Consider the following 15042-nt stretch of genomic DNA (forward strand, 5'->3'; position numbering starts at 1 on the left):
TCGCGCGCGGCGTTGTCCTTGCGATCTTACCGGCCTAAGGCCGCCGCGATGCCGCCCACGCTTGCTTCGATCCGAAACTGGATCTTCGATCTGGACAACACGCTCTATCCTGCGAGCGCCGATCTGTTCGCGCTGATCGACGTGAAGATGGCGGCCTATGTGTCCGATCTTCTCGGCGTCGATCTCCCCGAAGCGCGACGGATTCAGAAGGCTTATTTTCTCGGGCACGGCACCACGCTCGCTGGCCTGATGGCGGAGCATGAGATCGATCCTCACCATTATCTCGATTTCGTCCACGATATCGAGATGGACGTGCTGGAGAAGAATCTGCCGCTGGCGGCCGCGATCGCCAAGCTGCCGGGCCGCAAGATCGTGTTCACCAACGGCGACGGCCCCTATGCGCGGCGCGTCCTCGACCGGCTCGGGCTGGGCGCCTCCTTCGAGGCGGTGCACGATATCCACGCGATGGACCTGATGCCCAAGCCGGCGCCATCGGCCTATGCCGGGCTGTGCGCGGCGTTCGGGATAGACCCGCGCGAGTCGCTGTTCGTCGATGACATGGCGCGCAATCTGGCGCCGGCGAAGGCCATCGGCATGACGACCGTGTGGGTGGACAACGGCTCCGAGCAGGCGGCGGACAGCGACCGCAGCTTCATCGATCACGTCACCCACGATCTCACCCATTGGTTGCACGATATATTGGAGCGGGCATGAGCATTACCGAGCTTGAACAGACGATCGACGCCGCATGGGAAAATCGCGCGGAGATCGGCCTGGCCACCGTCGGCGAGGTGCGGGCAGCGGTCGATCGCGCGCTGGTGCTGCTTGATTCCGGTGCGGCGCGCGTCGCCGAGCCGGACGGCGAGGGAGGCTGGCGCGTCAACCAGTGGCTGAAGAAGGCGGTGCTGCTGTCGTTCCGGCTCAACGACAATGCGCTGATCGACAACGGGCCCGGGGCCGGCCACTGGTTTGACAAGGTGCCGTCGAAATTCTCCGGCTGGAGCGAAAGCGAGTTCCGCGAGGCCGGCTTCCGCGCCGTGCCCGGCAGCATCGTCCGGCGCGGCGCGTTCGTCGCCAGGGGCGCGATCCTGATGCCCAGCTTCGTCAACATCGGCGCGCATGTGGGCGAGGGGACGATGATCGATGCCTGGGCGACGGTCGGCAGCTGTGCGCAGATTGGCAGCAACGTCCATCTCTCCGGCGGCGCGGGCATCGGTGGTGTGCTCGAACCGCTGCAGGCGGACCCGGTCATCATCGGCGATGGCGCCTTCATCGGCGCGCGCGCCGAGGTGGCGGAAGGCGTGCGCGTGGGCGAGGGCGCGGTGCTCTCGATGGGCGTCTATCTCGGCGCCTCGACCAAGATCATCGATCGTGCCACCGGTGAGGTCTTCCGCGGGCACGTGCCGCCCTATTCGGTCGTGGTGCCAGGTTCGACCGGCGGCAACCTAGGCCTCTATTGTGCGGTTATCGTCAAGCGGGTCGATGCGCAGACGCGGTCCAAGACGAGCATCAACGAGCTTCTGCGCGATTGAAGAGCGGGGCGGGTGGTTGCGCGGATCGGCGCGCCGCCCCATTATAATCCCCGGAAAAGAATGGAGTAAGCACCGTGTACCACCGGATGAACAACGCCGACCGCTTCGTCTCATCCGCTTGCACGGTGCTTCATGACTTCGTTTCTGACGCTCGATTCAATTGCCGCCGCCACCCCTGATCGCCACCGGCTTTTCGACAATCTGACGCTTTCCCTCGGCGCCGAGCGCGTCGGGCTGGTAGGTCGCAACGGCGCGGGCAAGTCGACGTTGCTTGCGATCATCGCCGGCGCGACCGACCCCGCGGCCGGCACGATCGTGCGCGCGGGCACGATCGGCACGCTCGCGCAGGCATGTTCACCCGACGAAACCGTTGCAGATGCGCTGGGCGTCGCCGCGCCGCTTGCGCTGCTGGCGCGCGTACTGGCCGGTGAGGGGAGGGCGGACGATTTCGCGGCCGCCGACTGGGAACTTCACGCGCGTGTCGCGCAAGCCACTGCTGCGGTCGGGCTGCCGGATATCGCGCTCGATCGCCCGGTTGCGTCTCTGAGCGGCGGTGAGCGCGCCTGCGTCGGGATCGCGCGACTCAGGATTGCGGCCCCCGACGTTCTGCTGCTCGACGAGCCGACCAATAATATGGATATGGCGGGCCGCGCCGCGGTGAACGATCTTGTCACCGGCTGGCGCGGCGGGATGATCGTGGCGAGCCATGATCGCGCGCTGCTGGAAAAGATGGATCGCATCGTCGAGCTTACGCCGATCGGCATCCGCATCGTCGGCGGTGGCTGGAGCGAGTTCGCGGCCGCGCGCGATGCCGACCGCCAGCGCGCGGCGAGCGAGCTCGAACGTGGCGAGGCGCGGCTGCGTGCGGCCCGGCGCGAGGCGCAAGCGCGGCATGAGGCGCAGGAACGGCGCGACAAGGCCGGGCGCGCCTTCGCCGCGCGAAAATCGGAACCACGGATCCTGCTGGGCGCGATGGAGCGGCGGGCGGAAAACAGTGCCGCGCGCGGTCGGCGCATTGGCGAACGGCTGGTATCGGATGCGGGTGCCCGGGCGGATGAGGCACGAGCGCAGGTTGAGGTGTTGACGCCGCTGACGATTGCGCTCCCGCCCACCGGCCTGGCTGCCAACGCCGCGGTGCTCTCGATCGAGCGGGCGAGCGTGGCTTTTGGCGGCCGTGTCTTCGGCCCGTGGTCCCTGTCGATGCGGGGGCCGGAACGCGTTGCGATCATGGGGGCGAACGGCGCTGGCAAGACGACATTTCTGAAGCTTGCGAGCGGGGCGATCGCGCCTGATGGCGGCATTGTGCGGTGCACCGAGCGCGCGGTGATGCTCGATCAGCACGTGAGGTTGCTCGGCGACGGGGATACCGTCCTGGGCAATCTCCAGCGGCTCAATCCGGCGCTCGAAGAACGAGAGGCGCGGGCGGTGTGCGCGCGCTTCGCTTTTCGCAATCGCGGCGCGCTCAAGCCTGCGGGGGCGCTATCGGGGGGAGAGCGGCTGCGTGCGGGGTTGGCCTGCGCATTGGCGGGTGAGCGGCCGCCCTGGCTCCTGTTGCTCGACGAGCCGACCAATCATCTCGATCTGGATTCGATCGAGGTTCTTGAGCGTGCGCTGCTCGATTTCGACGGCGCGCTGCTGGTCGTCAGCCACGATCGGGCGTTTCTCGAGGCGATCGGGATCGAGCGCCGGATCTGGATCGACCAAACATCATCTCGACATTGATCCACGCGCCTCCTATCGGCGCGGGAAAGTCTCAAGGGGAATTCGATGCCCAAAGCCAGTCAGGTTCTCGATCGCGTTCTCGTGCTCGAAATGGTGCGTGTTACAGAAGCCGCCGCGATCGGCGCGTCCACGCTCGTTGGGCGCGGTGACGAGAAGGCGGCCGACGCCGCCGCCGTGGAGGCGATGCGGGAAGCGCTCAACAGCCTCGACATGGACGGCACCGTCGTGATCGGCGAAGGTGAGCGGGACGAGGCGCCGATGCTGTTCATCGGCGAAAAGGTGGGCAGCGGCACCGGGCCGAAGATCGATATCGCGCTCGATCCGCTCGAAGGCACCACGATCTGCGCCAAATCCGGGCCGAACAGCCTGGCGGTTCTGGCGATCGCGGAAGCCGGCGGCCTTCTCAACGCGCCGGATGTCTATATGGACAAGCTGGCTGTCGGACCGGGCTTCCCGGAGAATATCCTCGATCTCGACAAGTCGCCGACCGAAAACATCAAGGCGATCGCCGCCGCCAAGGGCGTGGAGCCGAACGAGATCATGGCCTGCGTGCTCGATCGCCCGCGTCACGAAAAGCTGATAGCGGAGCTGCGCGCGATCGGCTGCGGGATCGTGCTGATCGGCGACGGCGACGTGGCCGGTGTGATCGCCACCACCAATCCCGATACCACCATCGACGTCTACATGGGGTCTGGCGGCGCGCCGGAGGGCGTGCTGGCCTGTGCCGCGCTGCGCTGTGTCGGCGGGCAGTTCAAGGGGCGGCTGCTGTTCCGCAACGAGGATGAGCGCGCGCGCGCCCGCAAATGGGGCATCACCGATCTCGATCGCCAATATGATCTGAAGGATCTTGCCAAGGGCGATTGCATCTTCGCGGCGACCGGCGTGACCGATGGTTCGCTGCTGGAGGGCGTCAAGCGTCGTGGTGACAAGATGACGACCGAGAGCGTCGTGATGCGCGCCTCGTCCGGCACGGTGCGCTGGGTGAAGGGTGAGCATCGCATCGAGCGGTGACGTGATTGCAGCGCTGCTGCTCGTCGCGATGCTCGCGATGAGCTGGTATCTGCGGCGTCGTCTGAGGCTGGATTTCGGGCATGGGCGGTCAGGCGCCTATCTCGCCGTAACCGTCCGCCAGATTGCGGGTTTTGCATTGCCAGCGCTCCTTGCGCTGGCGCTCGCGGGCGAATGGCGCGCTTTGTGGGTGCTGCCGGCTTCCTTTCAGCGGCTTGCCAGGGAGGTCGGGGTCGCGGGCTGGATCGTTGCGAGCGATGGTTGGATGCTGCTGGTCGGCGCTGCGGGCGGCAGCACGATCGGCGGCGCGATCGCCTTCATTCGGTGGCGGCGGAAGGGGCTGCGCGGGCCGATGTTCGGCGAACTCGGCTGGCTTCTGCCGCGCGACCGTGCCGATCTTGGCTGGGGCGTGGTTCTGTCGATCGTGGCCGGGGTGGCGGAGAGCTGTATTTTCGCCTGACGCTGCCATTGCTGGTCGCGCTCGCAAGCGGAAGCGCGCTTGCCGGGTTCGTCGTTTCCTCGCTGATGTTCGCCGCCGCGCATCGTTATCAGGGGATCGCGGGAGTGGTCGCGACCGGGTTGACCGGTCTCGTCTTCGTCGCGTTCTACTTCGCAAGCGGGGCATTGTGGCTCGCGATCGCCGCACATATCATCGTCGATCTAAACAGCCTGGTCATCCGCCCCGCGGTTACGGGTGCATGGCGGCCGCGGCGGATATGATCGATCGACCGAAAGACAGGTCAGTCGCGCATCACGGCGCGCGCGCTGCCTCAGGCCCGCAGCCGCTCGTGGTGGCGGATCACCTCGTCGATGATGAAGCGCAGGAACTTCTCGCTGAATTCCGGGTCCAGCTCGGCATCCTCGGCGAGCTGGCGCAGCCGCGTGATCTGCGCCTCCTCACGGCCGGGATCGGCGGGGGGCATGCCCGAGGTCGCCTTGTGCCGGCCGACCGCCTGCGTGATCTTGAACCGCTCGGCAAGCAGGCAGACGAGCGCGGCATCGATATTGTCGATGCTCTTGCGATAACCCTTAAGCACGTCGTCCGGCATCTCGCCCCCCGAATCCGTCAGTCCCGCGCCTTTTGCGTGGGGAGCGGCGCGCGCGCAAGGCTCGGCCCGCAATAGCGCTTATTGCGTTTTCTTGGCCGTGGCCTAGAGCCTGCCAGCAGATGAGCGCCACCATTCACCGTCTGGCCGATCGGGCCCCCTCTCTCGAACCGATGATCGCGCTGGTCGCCGGTGACATGAACATGGTCAATGCGGCGATCCTCGATCGCATGCAGTCCCAGATCCCGCTGATCCCGGAGCTTGCCGGGCATCTGATCGCGGGCGGCGGCAAGCGGATGCGCCCCATGCTGACGCTCGCGAGCGCGCGGCTGCTGGGTTACATGGGCGCGCGGCATCATCGGCTGGCGGCGGCGGTGGAGTTCATCCACACGGCGACGCTGCTGCATGACGACGTGGTGGACGGCTCGGACCTGCGACGCGGCAAGCGCACGGCGAACCTGATCTGGGGTAATCCCGCGAGCGTGCTGGTGGGGGATTTTTTGTTCAGCCGTAGCTTCGAGCTGATGGTGGAGGACGGCAGCCTGAAGGTGCTGAAGATCCTGTCTAATGCCAGCGCCGTGATCGCGGAGGGCGAGGTTAATCAGCTCACCGCCGCGCGTCGGATCGATCTGGGCGAGGATCGCTATCTCGATATCATCAACGCGAAGACTGCTGCGCTGTTCGCGGCCGCCTGCCGTATTGCCGCTGTGGTGGCCGAGCGGCCCGAGAGCGAGGAAGCGGCGCTCGATGCCTATGGCCGCAATCTCGGCATCGCCTTCCAGCTTGTCGACGACGCGATCGATTATGTTTCCGATGCCGGCACGATGGGCAAGGACGCGGGCGACGATTTCCGCGAGGGCAAGATGACGCTTCCCGTGATCCTCGCTTATGCGCGCGGATCGGATGTGGACCGCCGGTTCTGGAAAGACGCGGTGGAGGGGCGGCGCGACAGCGATGCGGATTTCGCCCAGGCGGTCGAACTGGTGCGCGCCACCCGTGCGGTGGACGATACGCTGGCGCGCGCCCGCCACTATGGCCAGCGCGCGATCGATGCGCTCGGCCCGTTCGCCGCGGGCGAGGCGAAGGATGCGATGGTCGAGGCGGTGAAGTTCGCCGTGGCGCGAGCTTACTGATACGAACGGCTCGCACCGGCCTGTCTTCGATCGATCGTGAAGCCTTAACGCCCTTCCGCTAGATCACTGCGCGATGCTGCGCGTATTGACCCTTTCCTCGCTGTTCCCCGATGCGACGCGGCCGAATTTCGGCGTCTTCGTCGAGCGGCAGACATTGGGGCTCGCGGCGCATCCCTCGGTCGCGCTGACGATCGTCGCGCCGGTCGGGATTCCGCCGTGGCCGCTTTCTCGGCATCCGCGGTATCGCGCATTGGCGGCGTTGCCCGCGCGCGAGATGTGGAAAGGCGTTGAGCTGTTGAGGCCGCGCTTCATCGTCTTGCCGGGGACTGGCGGCCGGTTTCATGCGCCCGCGATGCTCCGCGCCGTGCGGCGCGCGATTGGCGGGCGCGCGTTCGATGTGATCGATGCCTCATTCTTCTTCCCGGACGGGCCGGCGGCGGTCGCACTGGGGCGGGAGCTCGGCATTCCGGTGTCGATCAAGGCGCGGGGGGCGGATATTCATCATTGGGGCCATGCCCGCGCCACCGCGCGACAGGTGGTGAGCGCAGGGCTGGCGGCGGACGGGCTGCTCGCCGTGTCACGGGCGATGGCTGCGGACATGGCGGCGATCGGCATTCCGGCGGAGAAAGTGCGGGTTCACCATACCGGCGTCGATCTGGCGCGGTTCGCGCCGGGCGACCGCGCGGCGGCGAAGGCGCGGCTGGGGGTGGCCGGGCCGCTTGTCGTGTCGGTCGGCGCATTGATACCGCGCAAGGGGCACGATGTGGTGATCGATGCGATTTCGCGGCTCGACGGGGTGACGCTGCTTGTCGCCGGCGCGGGGGAGGCTCACGGCGCGCTGGCGGCGCGGATCGAGCGGTCAGGTCTGGCGAACCGGGTCCGCCTGCTTGGCTCGGTGCCTCATGAGGAGCTTCCCGGCCTGATCGCGGCGGCGGACGTCATGGCGCTGGCGTCATCGTCGGAGGGGCTGGCGAACGCATGGGTCGAGGCGCTGGCGTGCGGAACTCCGATCGTCATCCCGCCCGCGGGTGGGGCGCATGAGGTGGTGACCGTTCCCGCCGCAGGGCGCGTGGTCGCGCGCGACGCGGATTCCTTCGCCGCCGCGATCGCCACGCTGCTCGCCGATCCGCCGTCATCGGAGGCGGTGCGCGCTCAGGCGCTCCCGTTCACATGGGAGGCGAATACCGCGGCGCTGCATGCGCACCTCGCGGGCCTGGTGGCGGCGCGTCAGGCGAGCGGATAGAGCGCGGCGGCGATCTGTCGCCCTTCACCGCGCAGCACGCCCCACGCACGCGCGGCGGCGCGGCTGTCCATCGCCTCGACGCCGATACCGCGATCTTCCAGCGAAGCAACCAGTGCGGATGGCGGTCGCGAAAGATCCCCGCCGGTGCCGATGAGGACGAATTCCGGGTTGCCCGCGAGCAATGGCGCCAGATGATCCGGCGACAGCTCGGCCAGCGGGGGCGGGCGCCATGCGGCGACCGCATCCACCGTCATCAGCAATGCGGCGAACGTGCCGTCATCGGTGCGGAAGCCCGCCGGGCCGATGCCCTTGACGATCGGCCCGGCAGGGTCGCGGGTACGTTCCAGTTCCACGTCAGCCTTCGCGCGGCCCCACGCGCTCCGCCCGCTCGACATCGCCGCGCGCCCCGGTCGGCTCGGCGCGCAGGCCGAGCGTGATGAGCAGCGAGGAGGAAACGTAGATCGACGAATAGGTGCCGACCACGATGCCCAGGATCATCGCCGCCGTGAAGCCGCGCAGCACATGGCCGCCGAGGAACAGCAACGCGAGCAGTGCGAGCAGGATCGTCACGGAGGTCATCACGGTACGCGGCAGCGTTTCGTTGACCGACAGGTTGATGATCTCGCGCATGTCCATCTTGCGATAGCGGCGCATGTTCTCGCGGATGCGGTCGTCGATGACGATCTTGTCGTTGATCGAATAGCCGATGATCGTCAGCACGGCGGCGACGATATTCAGATCGAATTCGAACTGCGTCAGCGCGAAGAAGCCCAGCGTCATCAACAGATCGTGCACGATCGCCACGATGGTCGAGACGCCGAACTGCCATTCGAAGCGAACGATCGCGAACAGGCCGATGCCCAGCACCGCCAGCACCACCGCCAGCACGCCGTTACGGATCAACTCGCCGGATACCTTGCCGGACACGGTGGAATAGCGGCTGAACGTCGCGCCCGGGAAGTTCTGGCCGAGCGCGACTTCCACCTTTTTGACGACGGCGTTGGTCGCGCCTTCGTCCGCGCCCTGCTGCACCGGCAGGCGGACGGTGATCGTCTTGGGGTCGCCGAACTGCTGGAGCGATGCATCGCCCACGCCGAGGGAATCGACCACCTTGCGGACGTGATCGAGATCGGGCGCGCTCGCGAACTTCTCCTCGATCATCAGGCCGCCCTCGAAATCGACGCCGAAGTTCAGCCCGCGTGCGAAGGTGAGGCCCACCGCAAGCAGGCTGAGCACCAGCGTTAGGGCGAACGCCCATTTGCGCAGGCGGACGAAGTCGATGTTCGTATCGTCGGGGACGAGCTTCAAAAGTTTCATGGTTCTCGCTCGCCTCAGATGTTGATCGTCTTGGGCTTGGCGCGGCGCAACCATTGCGCGACCAGCATCCGCGTGAAGGTGACGGCGGTGAACACCGAGGTGACGATGCCGATCAGCAATACCACCGCGAAGCCCTTTACCGGCCCCGAACCCAGCACGAACATGATGACGCCGGAGATGGCGTGCGTCATGTTCGCCTCGAAGATCGTGCGGCTCGCCTCCTTATAGCCCAGTTCCACCGCCTGTACGATCGATCGCCCGCGATGCCGCTCTTCGCGGATGCGCTCGTTGATGAGCACGTTGGCGTCCACCGCGGTGCCGATCGTCAGCACGAATCCGGCGATGCCCGGCAGGGTGAGCGTGCCGCCGATCAGTGCCAGGACGCCCACGATGACGAAGACGTTGATGACCACCGCGAGGTTCGCATAGAGGCCGAAGCGGCCGTAGGTGATGAACATGAACGCGACGACCAGCGCGACCGCGACGGCGGACGCAAGGATGCCGGCGCGGATCGAATCGGCGCCCAGATCGGGGCCGACGGTCGATTCCTCCACCACCTTCAGCGCGACGGGCAGTTTGCCCGAGCGCAGCGCGATGGCGAGCTGGTTGGCGCTTTCCACCGTGAAGCTGCCGGAGATCGATGCCCGGCCGCCCATGATCGGCTCGTTGATGTTCGGCGCGGAAATCACGCTGTTGTCGAGGATGATCGCGAACGGCTTGTTGACATTCTCCTGCGTCACCTTGGCGAAGCGACGCCCGCCCTGGCTGTCGAACGTGATCGCCACCTGTGGCTCGTTCGTCTGCGGCGAGAATTCCTGCCGCGCGTCGGTGAGCATGTCGCCGGTGATGATCACGGAGCGCTTCACGGCGATGAACGGCACGCCGCTGGGGTTGTTCGGATAGGGCAGGATCTGGCTGCCGATCGGCGCCTGCTTGTTGCGGAGCTGATCCGGGGTGGCGGTCGGGTCGACCAGCTTGAACTCAAGCTTGGCGGTCTTGCCGAGCAGATCCTTGAGCGCCTGCGGATTCTGGAGCCCCGGCACCTGAACGACGATGCGGCTGGAGCCCTGCCGGATGATCGTCGGCTCGCGCGTGCCGAGTTCGTCGATCCGCCGCCGAACCACCTCGGTAGCATCGCCCATCGCGCGATCGACGGCCTGAGCGAGGCCGGCGGCCGTCGGCGTGAGAACGAAGCGGCTCGTGTCGATTACGGCGATGTCCCATTCACGCTGGCCGGTCATCCCCGCGCCGCCGCCCGTGATCGACAGCAGGCGCTCGCGCGCCGCATCGACCTGCGTCGGATCACGCAGCAGGAAGGTCAGCTTGCCGTCGCGCGTCGAGATCTCGCCGATCTCGATCCGCGGGTTCTGGCGACGCATCTCCGTCTGCACCTGTTCGCGCATCTGCTCCAGCCGGCTCGACTGGAGGTCGCTCACATCCGCTTCGAGCAGCAGATAGCTGCCGCCGGCCAGATCGAGACCGAGGTTGATGCGCGGATGCGGAAAACGGCCCCATTGATCGGTGACGCGCTGCGGCAGCAGGCTTGGGATGGCGAGCGCCACCAGCACCGCGAGCAGCGCCCAGATCGAAAAGACCTTCCAGCGCGGGAAGTCCAGCATCTCAGTCGTTCGCCGGCTTGCCGCCGAGCGGCGTCACTTCGGCGAGCGTCGCCTTGACCACGCGAACGCGCGTGCTCGGCGCGATCTCCACCTCGACCACGGTTTCCTCGACCTTCGTCACCTTGCCGAGCAGGCCGCCGGCGGTGACGACCGAATCACCCTTCTTCACCGCGGAAACCGCGCTCTGCAGCGTCTTCATCCGCCGTTGTTGCGGGCGGATCATCAGGAAATAAAAGACGATGAAGACCAGGAACAGCGGCGCGAGACCAAGAAAGCCGGCGATCCCGCTCTGCTGCGCGGCGCCCCCGGCAACCTGGGCGTAAGCTGGAGAAATGAGCATTTTACCCGTTCATGATTATACGGCGGGCGAAAGGCCCGCGCGGAAGCCCCGGGCGCTATCATCGTAACGATATCGGTGCAACATGAGGCGGCGTGAAAGCAACGAGTCCGCAGGAGAGAGCGATGACGATATTGGTGATGGGGACTATCAAGCTGGCCGCCGGGGAAGGCGCCAAGGCGGCCGGGCTGCTGGCCGATCATGCCAGGAAGGTGCTGACGGAGGAGGGGTGCGACGAGTATAGTTTCGCGTTCGACGCCGCTGACCCGGATCTGATCCGCGTCGCTGAGCGCTGGGCCAGTGTCGAAGCGCTGGCGGCGCACGGAGCGGCGGATCACCAGAAGGCGTTCGGCCGGGCGCTGCGCGATCATTCGCCCCAGGCGATGGCCGTCGATGCGTGGGACGGGGCGCACTGGCGCAAACTGGTCTGAACCCGGCTTGCGTTGTCCGCGGGGGGCGCGTAGAGGCCGCCCTCCGGTCGGGGCGTAGCGCAGCCTGGTAGCGCATCACACTGGGGGTGTGGGGGTCGCAGGTTCGAATCCTGTCGCCCCGACCAATTTTACCGCAAACCAGCCGTCCCTTGGCGGCGACTTGCGGTTCATCCATTGGAAGATCGCGGAATTCCGGGGCTTCAATCCCGTTTGCCGATCGCCGCCGCCAATGAGGCGGTGGCGCTTCCTCGCCGCGCGGGTGTCGGCTGATCCGGGGATGGCGCCCAGCCGGTCAGATAGATGATCGCGAACCGCTCGGTGGTTCGCCCGTCGGCTTCCGCGCGCTGCGCGAATGCGGCGGCGGCGCGCGCCAGCACGTCCCTGCGCATCGCGCGGCGCCCGGCCAGGATGTTGCTGGCGCCCATGCCGCGCAGATCGTCGAGCAGGCGCCCGAAACTGGCATAGCGGACATCGAGCGTCTCGATATCGGCGACCGGCAACGCAAATCCCGCGCGCATCAGCAGATCGCCCGCGGCACGCACGTCGATTTGCGGGTGGAGGCGCGGCGCGGGGTTCTCCCCCTCCGCCTGGCGCAGCGCTGCACGCAATGTGGCGAGCGAGCCCGCACCGGTGAATGCGGCGAGGAACAGCCCGTCCGGCCTAAGCGCGCGCCGCACCAGCGCGAGCGCGCCGGGCAGATCGTTCACCGTGTCGAGCGAGCCCGCCGATACGACCAGGTCGAACGACGCGTCGCGGAACGGCAGCCGGTCCTCATCGGCCTGCACGCCGCCGGTGGCGGCGGCGAAACGCCGCCCCGGATCGAGCCGCGCGATCCGGGCACCCGGCAGGGCAAAGCTCCCGTCGAACGCGCCGAGATCCAAAACCTCGCGAAACTCGCGCTTCACGCTCGCCAGGCGATCGAGGAGGCCGTCGATCATCGCGTTGCGGAGGAAATCGTGATCGGCATAAGCGCCCGCGATCCGGTCGCGACGCAGTCGGCGGGCGGCACGGTCGAAAATTTCAGGCGGATGCATGGGATCGGTCCTGTGAACGTGCATGCCGGGGGGCGCGGCGATCGCGGCTTGTGCCCCCGGCCGATCGGCGGGACAAGGGGGATCCGGGGGGAGCCAGTATGCGTGAGGCGATGCGCCAGTTGCTGAAGGTTGCGCTGCCGCCTCGCTGCCCCGGGTGCGGGACGGTGACGGTGGCGGATCATCATTTCTGCGCGCCTTGCTGGGGGAGCCTGCGGTTCGTCGGTCCTCCGTGGTGCGCGGGGTGCAATGTGCCGTTCGATTATGCGCGCGGCGAGGAGGCGCGCTGCGCGGCATGTATTGTCGATGCGCCGCGCCATCGCGGGGTGCGCGCCGCCGTCGCTTATGGCGATGTCGCACGAACGCTGGCGCTGAAGCTCAAATACGCCGGCCGCACGGCCTATGCCGATACGGCGGCGCGGCAGATGATCCGGTTGATGCCGGCCGATGCCGATCTGCTGTTGCCGGTGCCGCTGCACCGATGGCGGCTGTGGCGACGTGGCTACAACCAGGCCGGGCTGCTCGCCGCCGCGCTTTCGCGCATGAGCACCGTGCCGGCGGACCACCGGATCCTTGAACGGTTCAGGGCTACACCGATGCTCCGCGGGCTGAGTGCGCGCGAGCGGCGGGCGGCTCTGCGGGGAGTATTTCGCGTGGCGCCGCGCGGGGCCGATCGCATGCGTGGCCGCAATGTGGTGCTCGTTGACGATGTGCATACCAGCGGCGCCACCGCAAATGCCGCGACCCAGGCGTTGCTGGCGGCGGGCGCCGCTTCGGTCACGATATTATGCTGGGCGCGGGTGCTCGATGAGGGCGACGCGGATTGACAAGCGGGCCATCGCCCCACACTTCCTACGGCATGGCAAAAGTTGAAATCTACACCAAAGCCTTCTGCCCCTATTGCGCGCGTGCGATGCGCCTGCTGGCGGAAAAGGGCGTCGAGCCGATCGAATATGATCTCACGATGGGCGGCCCGAAGCGGGCCGAGATGCTGGAGCGCGCCGGCGGCCGCACCAGCGTGCCGCAGGTGTTCATCGATGGTCGTCACATCGGCGGCTCCGATGATCTTGCCGCGCTCGATTCCGAGGGAAAGCTGGATGCGCTGCTTGGATCATGAAGGTAGCGCTCGCCCAGCTTAATACCGGGATCGATCCGTCGCGCAACGCGGCCGCGCTGGTGGAGGCGGTCCGGGCTGCCGGGCAGGGCGGGGCGGCGATGTTGTTCACGCCGGAAATGTCCGGGCTGCTCGATCGTGACCGGGAGCGTGCGGCAGCATCGATCGCGGCCGAGGAGGAGGACGCCGTCCTTGCTGCCGTTCGCGCGGCGGCGAGGGAGGCTGGAATCTGGGTCCAGCTGGGTTCGCTGGCGTTGCGCCGGCCGGACGGCCTGCTCGCCAATCGCAGCTTCGTGATCGATGCGGCCGGGAACGTGCGCGCGCGGTATGACAAGCTGCACCTGTTCGATGTCGATCTGCCGACTGGCGAGCGCTGGCGCGAGTCGGCCAGCTATACCGCCGGCGCCTCTGCGGTTGCTGTCGAAACGCCGATCGGACGCCTTGGTCTCAGCATCTGTTACGATCTGCGTTTCGCGGGGCTTTATGCCGCGCTCAGTGATGCGGGGGCGACCGTGCTGAGCATCCCGGCGGCCTTTACACGACCGACGGGCGCGGCGCACTGGCACGTGCTGATGCGCGCGCGTGCGATCGAGTCCGCCGCGTTTGTGATCGCGGCCGCGCAGACTGGCGAGCACGAGGATGGCCGCGAAACCTATGGGCACTCGCTGGTCGTCGATCCCTGGGGCGAGGTGCTGCTCGACATGGGGGAGGCGCCCGGCATCGGATTTATCGCGCTCGATCCGGCCGCGCTCGACGCCGTGCGCGCACGTATTCCGGTGTTGAAGCACCGTCGCGGGATTCCGCCGGTAGAGGTTTCGCGGTGATCGTATTCGATCTGCGGTGCCCGGATGACCACGTTTTCGAGACATGGTTCGCTTCTTCGGAGGCGTTCGAAGGGCAGCGTGCCGGCGGGCTGATCGCCTGCCCGTTGTGCGGCTCGACCGATATCACCAAGGCTGTGATGGCGCCGCGCGTCGCGCCAAAGGGAGAGCGCGCTGCCGCGGCTGCCGCGCCCGACCAGATGAAGCGCGCGCTTGAAGCGCTCGCGGCGGCGCAGGCGCGGGCGCTGGAGGGATCGCAGTGGGTCGGCAGCCGGTTCGCCGAGGAAGCCCGGTCGATGCATCTTGGCGAGCGCGAGCATGGCTCGATCCACGGACAGGCGACCCCCGCCGAGGCGAAGGCGCTGATCGACGAAGGGGTGCCGGTCGCGCCATTGCCACTGCCGGTTCGGCCGCCCGAATCTCTCAACTGACATGTCTATTTCGCGGCGCTGGAGAAGAACGCGCCGGCCCGTGCAATGGTACGGCCGCTGCGCGAGCAACTCGATTGACCGCTCCCGGTCCAGCCTCTAGGGCGATCGTGGCCGGTCCCCGTAGCTCAGCAGGATAGAGCAACGGTTTCCTAAACCGCAGGTCGGAGGTTCGAATCCTCTCGGGGACGCCAGATCTTGCGCCGCCGTTTACGGCTTCGCCCGAACTATCGCGATTGGAAAGTGCCGCGCCAACTGGC

At 67.2% G+C, this 15042-nt stretch carries 19 protein-coding genes and 2 tRNA genes; 15 read left to right on the forward strand and 6 right to left on the reverse strand.

The genetic code is table 11. From position 1 onward, the window contains the following. Positions 1 to 48 precede the first annotated feature (48 nt). From ACM61V_RS10220 to ACM61V_RS10245, 6 genes are all read left to right on the forward strand, one after another. Positions 49 to 714 (forward strand): pyrimidine 5'-nucleotidase, encoded by a 666-nt coding sequence (locus ACM61V_RS10220; protein ID WP_137785605.1) that lies wholly within the window; start codon positions 49 to 51, stop codon positions 712 to 714. Continuing rightward, positions 711 to 1532: a 2,3,4,5-tetrahydropyridine-2,6-dicarboxylate N-succinyltransferase gene (dapD, locus tag ACM61V_RS10225; RefSeq protein WP_137785604.1), complete on the forward strand. Its 822-nt coding sequence runs from the start codon at positions 711 to 713 to the stop codon at positions 1530 to 1532. The genes ACM61V_RS10220 and dapD overlap by 4 nt, the downstream gene beginning before the upstream one ends. A gap of 132 nt (positions 1533 to 1664) precedes the next feature. Beyond that, on the forward strand, positions 1665 to 3254 hold the full coding sequence (locus ACM61V_RS10230) for an ABC-F family ATP-binding cassette domain-containing protein (RefSeq protein ID WP_137785603.1): 1590 nt from the start codon (positions 1665 to 1667) through the stop codon (positions 3252 to 3254). A 45-nt stretch (positions 3255 to 3299) separates the two neighbouring features. Further along, positions 3300 to 4265: a class II fructose-bisphosphatase gene (gene glpX, locus ACM61V_RS10235; RefSeq protein WP_137785602.1), complete on the forward strand. Its 966-nt coding sequence runs from the start codon at positions 3300 to 3302 to the stop codon at positions 4263 to 4265. Further along, entirely contained in the window at positions 4243 to 4722 is a 480-nt protein-coding gene (locus ACM61V_RS10240) for a hypothetical protein (RefSeq protein WP_419713971.1), read from the forward strand. The genes glpX and ACM61V_RS10240 overlap by 23 nt, the downstream gene beginning before the upstream one ends. Before the next feature lie 8 nt (positions 4723 to 4730). Continuing rightward, positions 4731 to 4982 (forward strand): CPBP family intramembrane glutamic endopeptidase, encoded by a 252-nt coding sequence (locus ACM61V_RS10245; protein WP_419713972.1) that lies wholly within the window; start codon positions 4731 to 4733, stop codon positions 4980 to 4982. Between the two features lie 50 nt (positions 4983 to 5032). On the opposite strand, the gene ACM61V_RS10250 is transcribed toward ACM61V_RS10245, so the two are convergent. Continuing rightward, a complete protein-coding gene (locus ACM61V_RS10250; RefSeq protein ID WP_137785600.1) occupies positions 5033 to 5311 on the reverse strand; it encodes a chorismate mutase in 279 nt (92 codons plus the stop codon). Positions 5312 to 5430: 119 nt separating this feature from the next. Between ACM61V_RS10250 and ACM61V_RS10255 the strand changes: the two genes are divergently transcribed. Both ACM61V_RS10255 and ACM61V_RS10260 read left to right on the forward strand, forming a co-directional pair. Continuing rightward, on the forward strand, positions 5431 to 6441 hold the full coding sequence (locus ACM61V_RS10255; protein WP_137785599.1) for a polyprenyl synthetase family protein: 1011 nt from the start codon (positions 5431 to 5433) through the stop codon (positions 6439 to 6441). 73 nt (positions 6442 to 6514) lie between these two features. Continuing rightward, positions 6515 to 7684 carry a glycosyltransferase gene (locus tag ACM61V_RS10260; RefSeq protein WP_137785598.1) on the forward strand — a complete coding sequence of 390 codons (1170 nt, stop codon included), beginning with the start codon at positions 6515 to 6517 and terminating at the stop codon, positions 7682 to 7684. Here the strand turns inward: ACM61V_RS10260 and ACM61V_RS10265 are convergent. The 4 genes from ACM61V_RS10265 to yajC are packed head-to-tail and all read right to left on the reverse strand — an operon-like array spanning position 7669 to position 10960. Then, the gene (locus ACM61V_RS10265) at positions 7669 to 8037 is read right to left on the reverse strand and encodes an Mth938-like domain-containing protein (protein ID WP_249341415.1); all 369 of its coding nucleotides are present in this window, start codon (positions 8035 to 8037) and stop codon (positions 7669 to 7671) included. The genes ACM61V_RS10260 and ACM61V_RS10265 overlap by 16 nt on opposite strands. A 1-nt stretch (position 8038) precedes the next feature. Next, a complete protein-coding gene (secF, locus tag ACM61V_RS10270) occupies positions 8039 to 9001 on the reverse strand; it encodes a protein translocase subunit SecF (protein WP_137785596.1) in 963 nt (320 codons plus the stop codon). A 14-nt stretch (positions 9002 to 9015) separates the two neighbouring features. Further along, complete coding sequence (secD, locus tag ACM61V_RS10275) at positions 9016 to 10620, reverse strand: protein translocase subunit SecD (protein WP_137785595.1); 1605 nt, start codon at positions 10618 to 10620, stop codon at positions 9016 to 9018. Between the two features lies 1 nt (position 10621). Next, positions 10622 to 10960 (reverse strand): preprotein translocase subunit YajC, encoded by a 339-nt coding sequence (gene yajC, locus ACM61V_RS10280; RefSeq protein WP_137785594.1) that lies wholly within the window; start codon positions 10958 to 10960, stop codon positions 10622 to 10624. Positions 10961 to 11082: 122 nt separating this feature from the next. On the opposite strand from yajC, the gene ACM61V_RS10285 reads away from it, so the two are divergent. Continuing rightward, positions 11083 to 11388 (forward strand): putative quinol monooxygenase, encoded by a 306-nt coding sequence (locus tag ACM61V_RS10285; protein WP_137785593.1) that lies wholly within the window; start codon positions 11083 to 11085, stop codon positions 11386 to 11388. A 48-nt stretch (positions 11389 to 11436) separates the two neighbouring features. Continuing rightward, positions 11437 to 11513, forward strand: a tRNA-Pro gene (locus ACM61V_RS10290). Between the two features lie 75 nt (positions 11514 to 11588). Here ACM61V_RS10290 and ACM61V_RS10295 read toward each other — a convergent pair. Beyond that, complete coding sequence (locus ACM61V_RS10295; RefSeq protein WP_137785592.1) at positions 11589 to 12422, reverse strand: class I SAM-dependent methyltransferase; 834 nt, start codon at positions 12420 to 12422, stop codon at positions 11589 to 11591. Positions 12423 to 12520: 98 nt separating this feature from the next. Here ACM61V_RS10295 and ACM61V_RS10300 point away from each other — a divergent pair, with 98 nt between their 5' ends. The 5 genes from ACM61V_RS10300 to ACM61V_RS10320 all read left to right on the forward strand — a co-directional run bounded on the left by ACM61V_RS10300 (position 12521) and on the right by ACM61V_RS10320 (position 14976). After that, on the forward strand, positions 12521 to 13246 hold the full coding sequence (locus ACM61V_RS10300; RefSeq protein WP_137785591.1) for a ComF family protein: 726 nt from the start codon (positions 12521 to 12523) through the stop codon (positions 13244 to 13246). Positions 13247 to 13278: 32 nt separating this feature from the next. Then, a complete protein-coding gene (grxC, locus tag ACM61V_RS10305; protein WP_137785590.1) occupies positions 13279 to 13536 on the forward strand; it encodes a glutaredoxin 3 in 258 nt (85 codons plus the stop codon). Beyond that, positions 13533 to 14357 (forward strand): carbon-nitrogen hydrolase family protein, encoded by an 825-nt coding sequence (locus tag ACM61V_RS10310; protein WP_137785589.1) that lies wholly within the window; start codon positions 13533 to 13535, stop codon positions 14355 to 14357. The genes grxC and ACM61V_RS10310 overlap by 4 nt, the downstream gene beginning before the upstream one ends. Continuing rightward, positions 14354 to 14785, forward strand: a complete 432-nt coding sequence (locus ACM61V_RS10315) for a DUF1178 family protein (protein WP_137785588.1) — start codon at positions 14354 to 14356, stop codon at positions 14783 to 14785. The genes ACM61V_RS10310 and ACM61V_RS10315 overlap by 4 nt, the downstream gene beginning before the upstream one ends. A gap of 114 nt (positions 14786 to 14899) precedes the next feature. Continuing rightward, positions 14900 to 14976: transfer RNA gene (locus ACM61V_RS10320), tRNA-Arg, on the forward strand. Positions 14977 to 15042 lie beyond the last annotated feature (66 nt).

It is taken from the genome of Sphingomonas sp. TX0543 (assembly GCF_048565505.1).
Classification (GTDB): domain Bacteria; phylum Pseudomonadota; class Alphaproteobacteria; order Sphingomonadales; family Sphingomonadaceae; genus Sphingomonas.

What these genes read in the sequence shown, in the direction of transcription:
- ACM61V_RS10230 (WP_137785603.1), top strand. Translation starts at nt 1,665, where the DNA reads ATGACTTCGTTTCTGACGCTCGATTCAATTGCCGCCGCCACCCCTGAT.
- ACM61V_RS10260 (WP_137785598.1), top strand. Translation starts at nt 6,515, where the DNA reads ATGCTGCGCGTATTGACCCTTTCCTCGCTGTTCCCCGATGCGACGCGG.
- secF (WP_137785596.1), bottom strand. Translation starts at nt 9,001, where the DNA reads ATGAAACTTTTGAAGCTCGTCCCCGACGATACGAACATCGACTTCGTC.
- ACM61V_RS10250 (WP_137785600.1), bottom strand. Translation starts at nt 5,311, where the DNA reads ATGCCGGACGACGTGCTTAAGGGTTATCGCAAGAGCATCGACAATATC.
- ACM61V_RS10255 (WP_137785599.1), top strand. Translation starts at nt 5,431, where the DNA reads ATGAGCGCCACCATTCACCGTCTGGCCGATCGGGCCCCCTCTCTCGAA.
- grxC (WP_137785590.1), top strand. Translation starts at nt 13,279, where the DNA reads ATGGCAAAAGTTGAAATCTACACCAAAGCCTTCTGCCCCTATTGCGCG.
- ACM61V_RS10310 (WP_137785589.1), top strand. Translation starts at nt 13,533, where the DNA reads ATGAAGGTAGCGCTCGCCCAGCTTAATACCGGGATCGATCCGTCGCGC.
- ACM61V_RS10220 (WP_137785605.1), top strand. Translation starts at nt 49, where the DNA reads ATGCCGCCCACGCTTGCTTCGATCCGAAACTGGATCTTCGATCTGGAC.
- glpX (WP_137785602.1), top strand. Translation starts at nt 3,300, where the DNA reads ATGCCCAAAGCCAGTCAGGTTCTCGATCGCGTTCTCGTGCTCGAAATG.
- ACM61V_RS10295 (WP_137785592.1), bottom strand. Translation starts at nt 12,422, where the DNA reads ATGCATCCGCCTGAAATTTTCGACCGTGCCGCCCGCCGACTGCGTCGC.
- yajC (WP_137785594.1), bottom strand. Translation starts at nt 10,960, where the DNA reads ATGCTCATTTCTCCAGCTTACGCCCAGGTTGCCGGGGGCGCCGCGCAG.
- dapD (WP_137785604.1), top strand. Translation starts at nt 711, where the DNA reads ATGAGCATTACCGAGCTTGAACAGACGATCGACGCCGCATGGGAAAAT.
- ACM61V_RS10285 (WP_137785593.1), top strand. Translation starts at nt 11,083, where the DNA reads ATGACGATATTGGTGATGGGGACTATCAAGCTGGCCGCCGGGGAAGGC.
- secD (WP_137785595.1), bottom strand. Translation starts at nt 10,620, where the DNA reads ATGCTGGACTTCCCGCGCTGGAAGGTCTTTTCGATCTGGGCGCTGCTC.
- ACM61V_RS10300 (WP_137785591.1), top strand. Translation starts at nt 12,521, where the DNA reads ATGCGTGAGGCGATGCGCCAGTTGCTGAAGGTTGCGCTGCCGCCTCGC.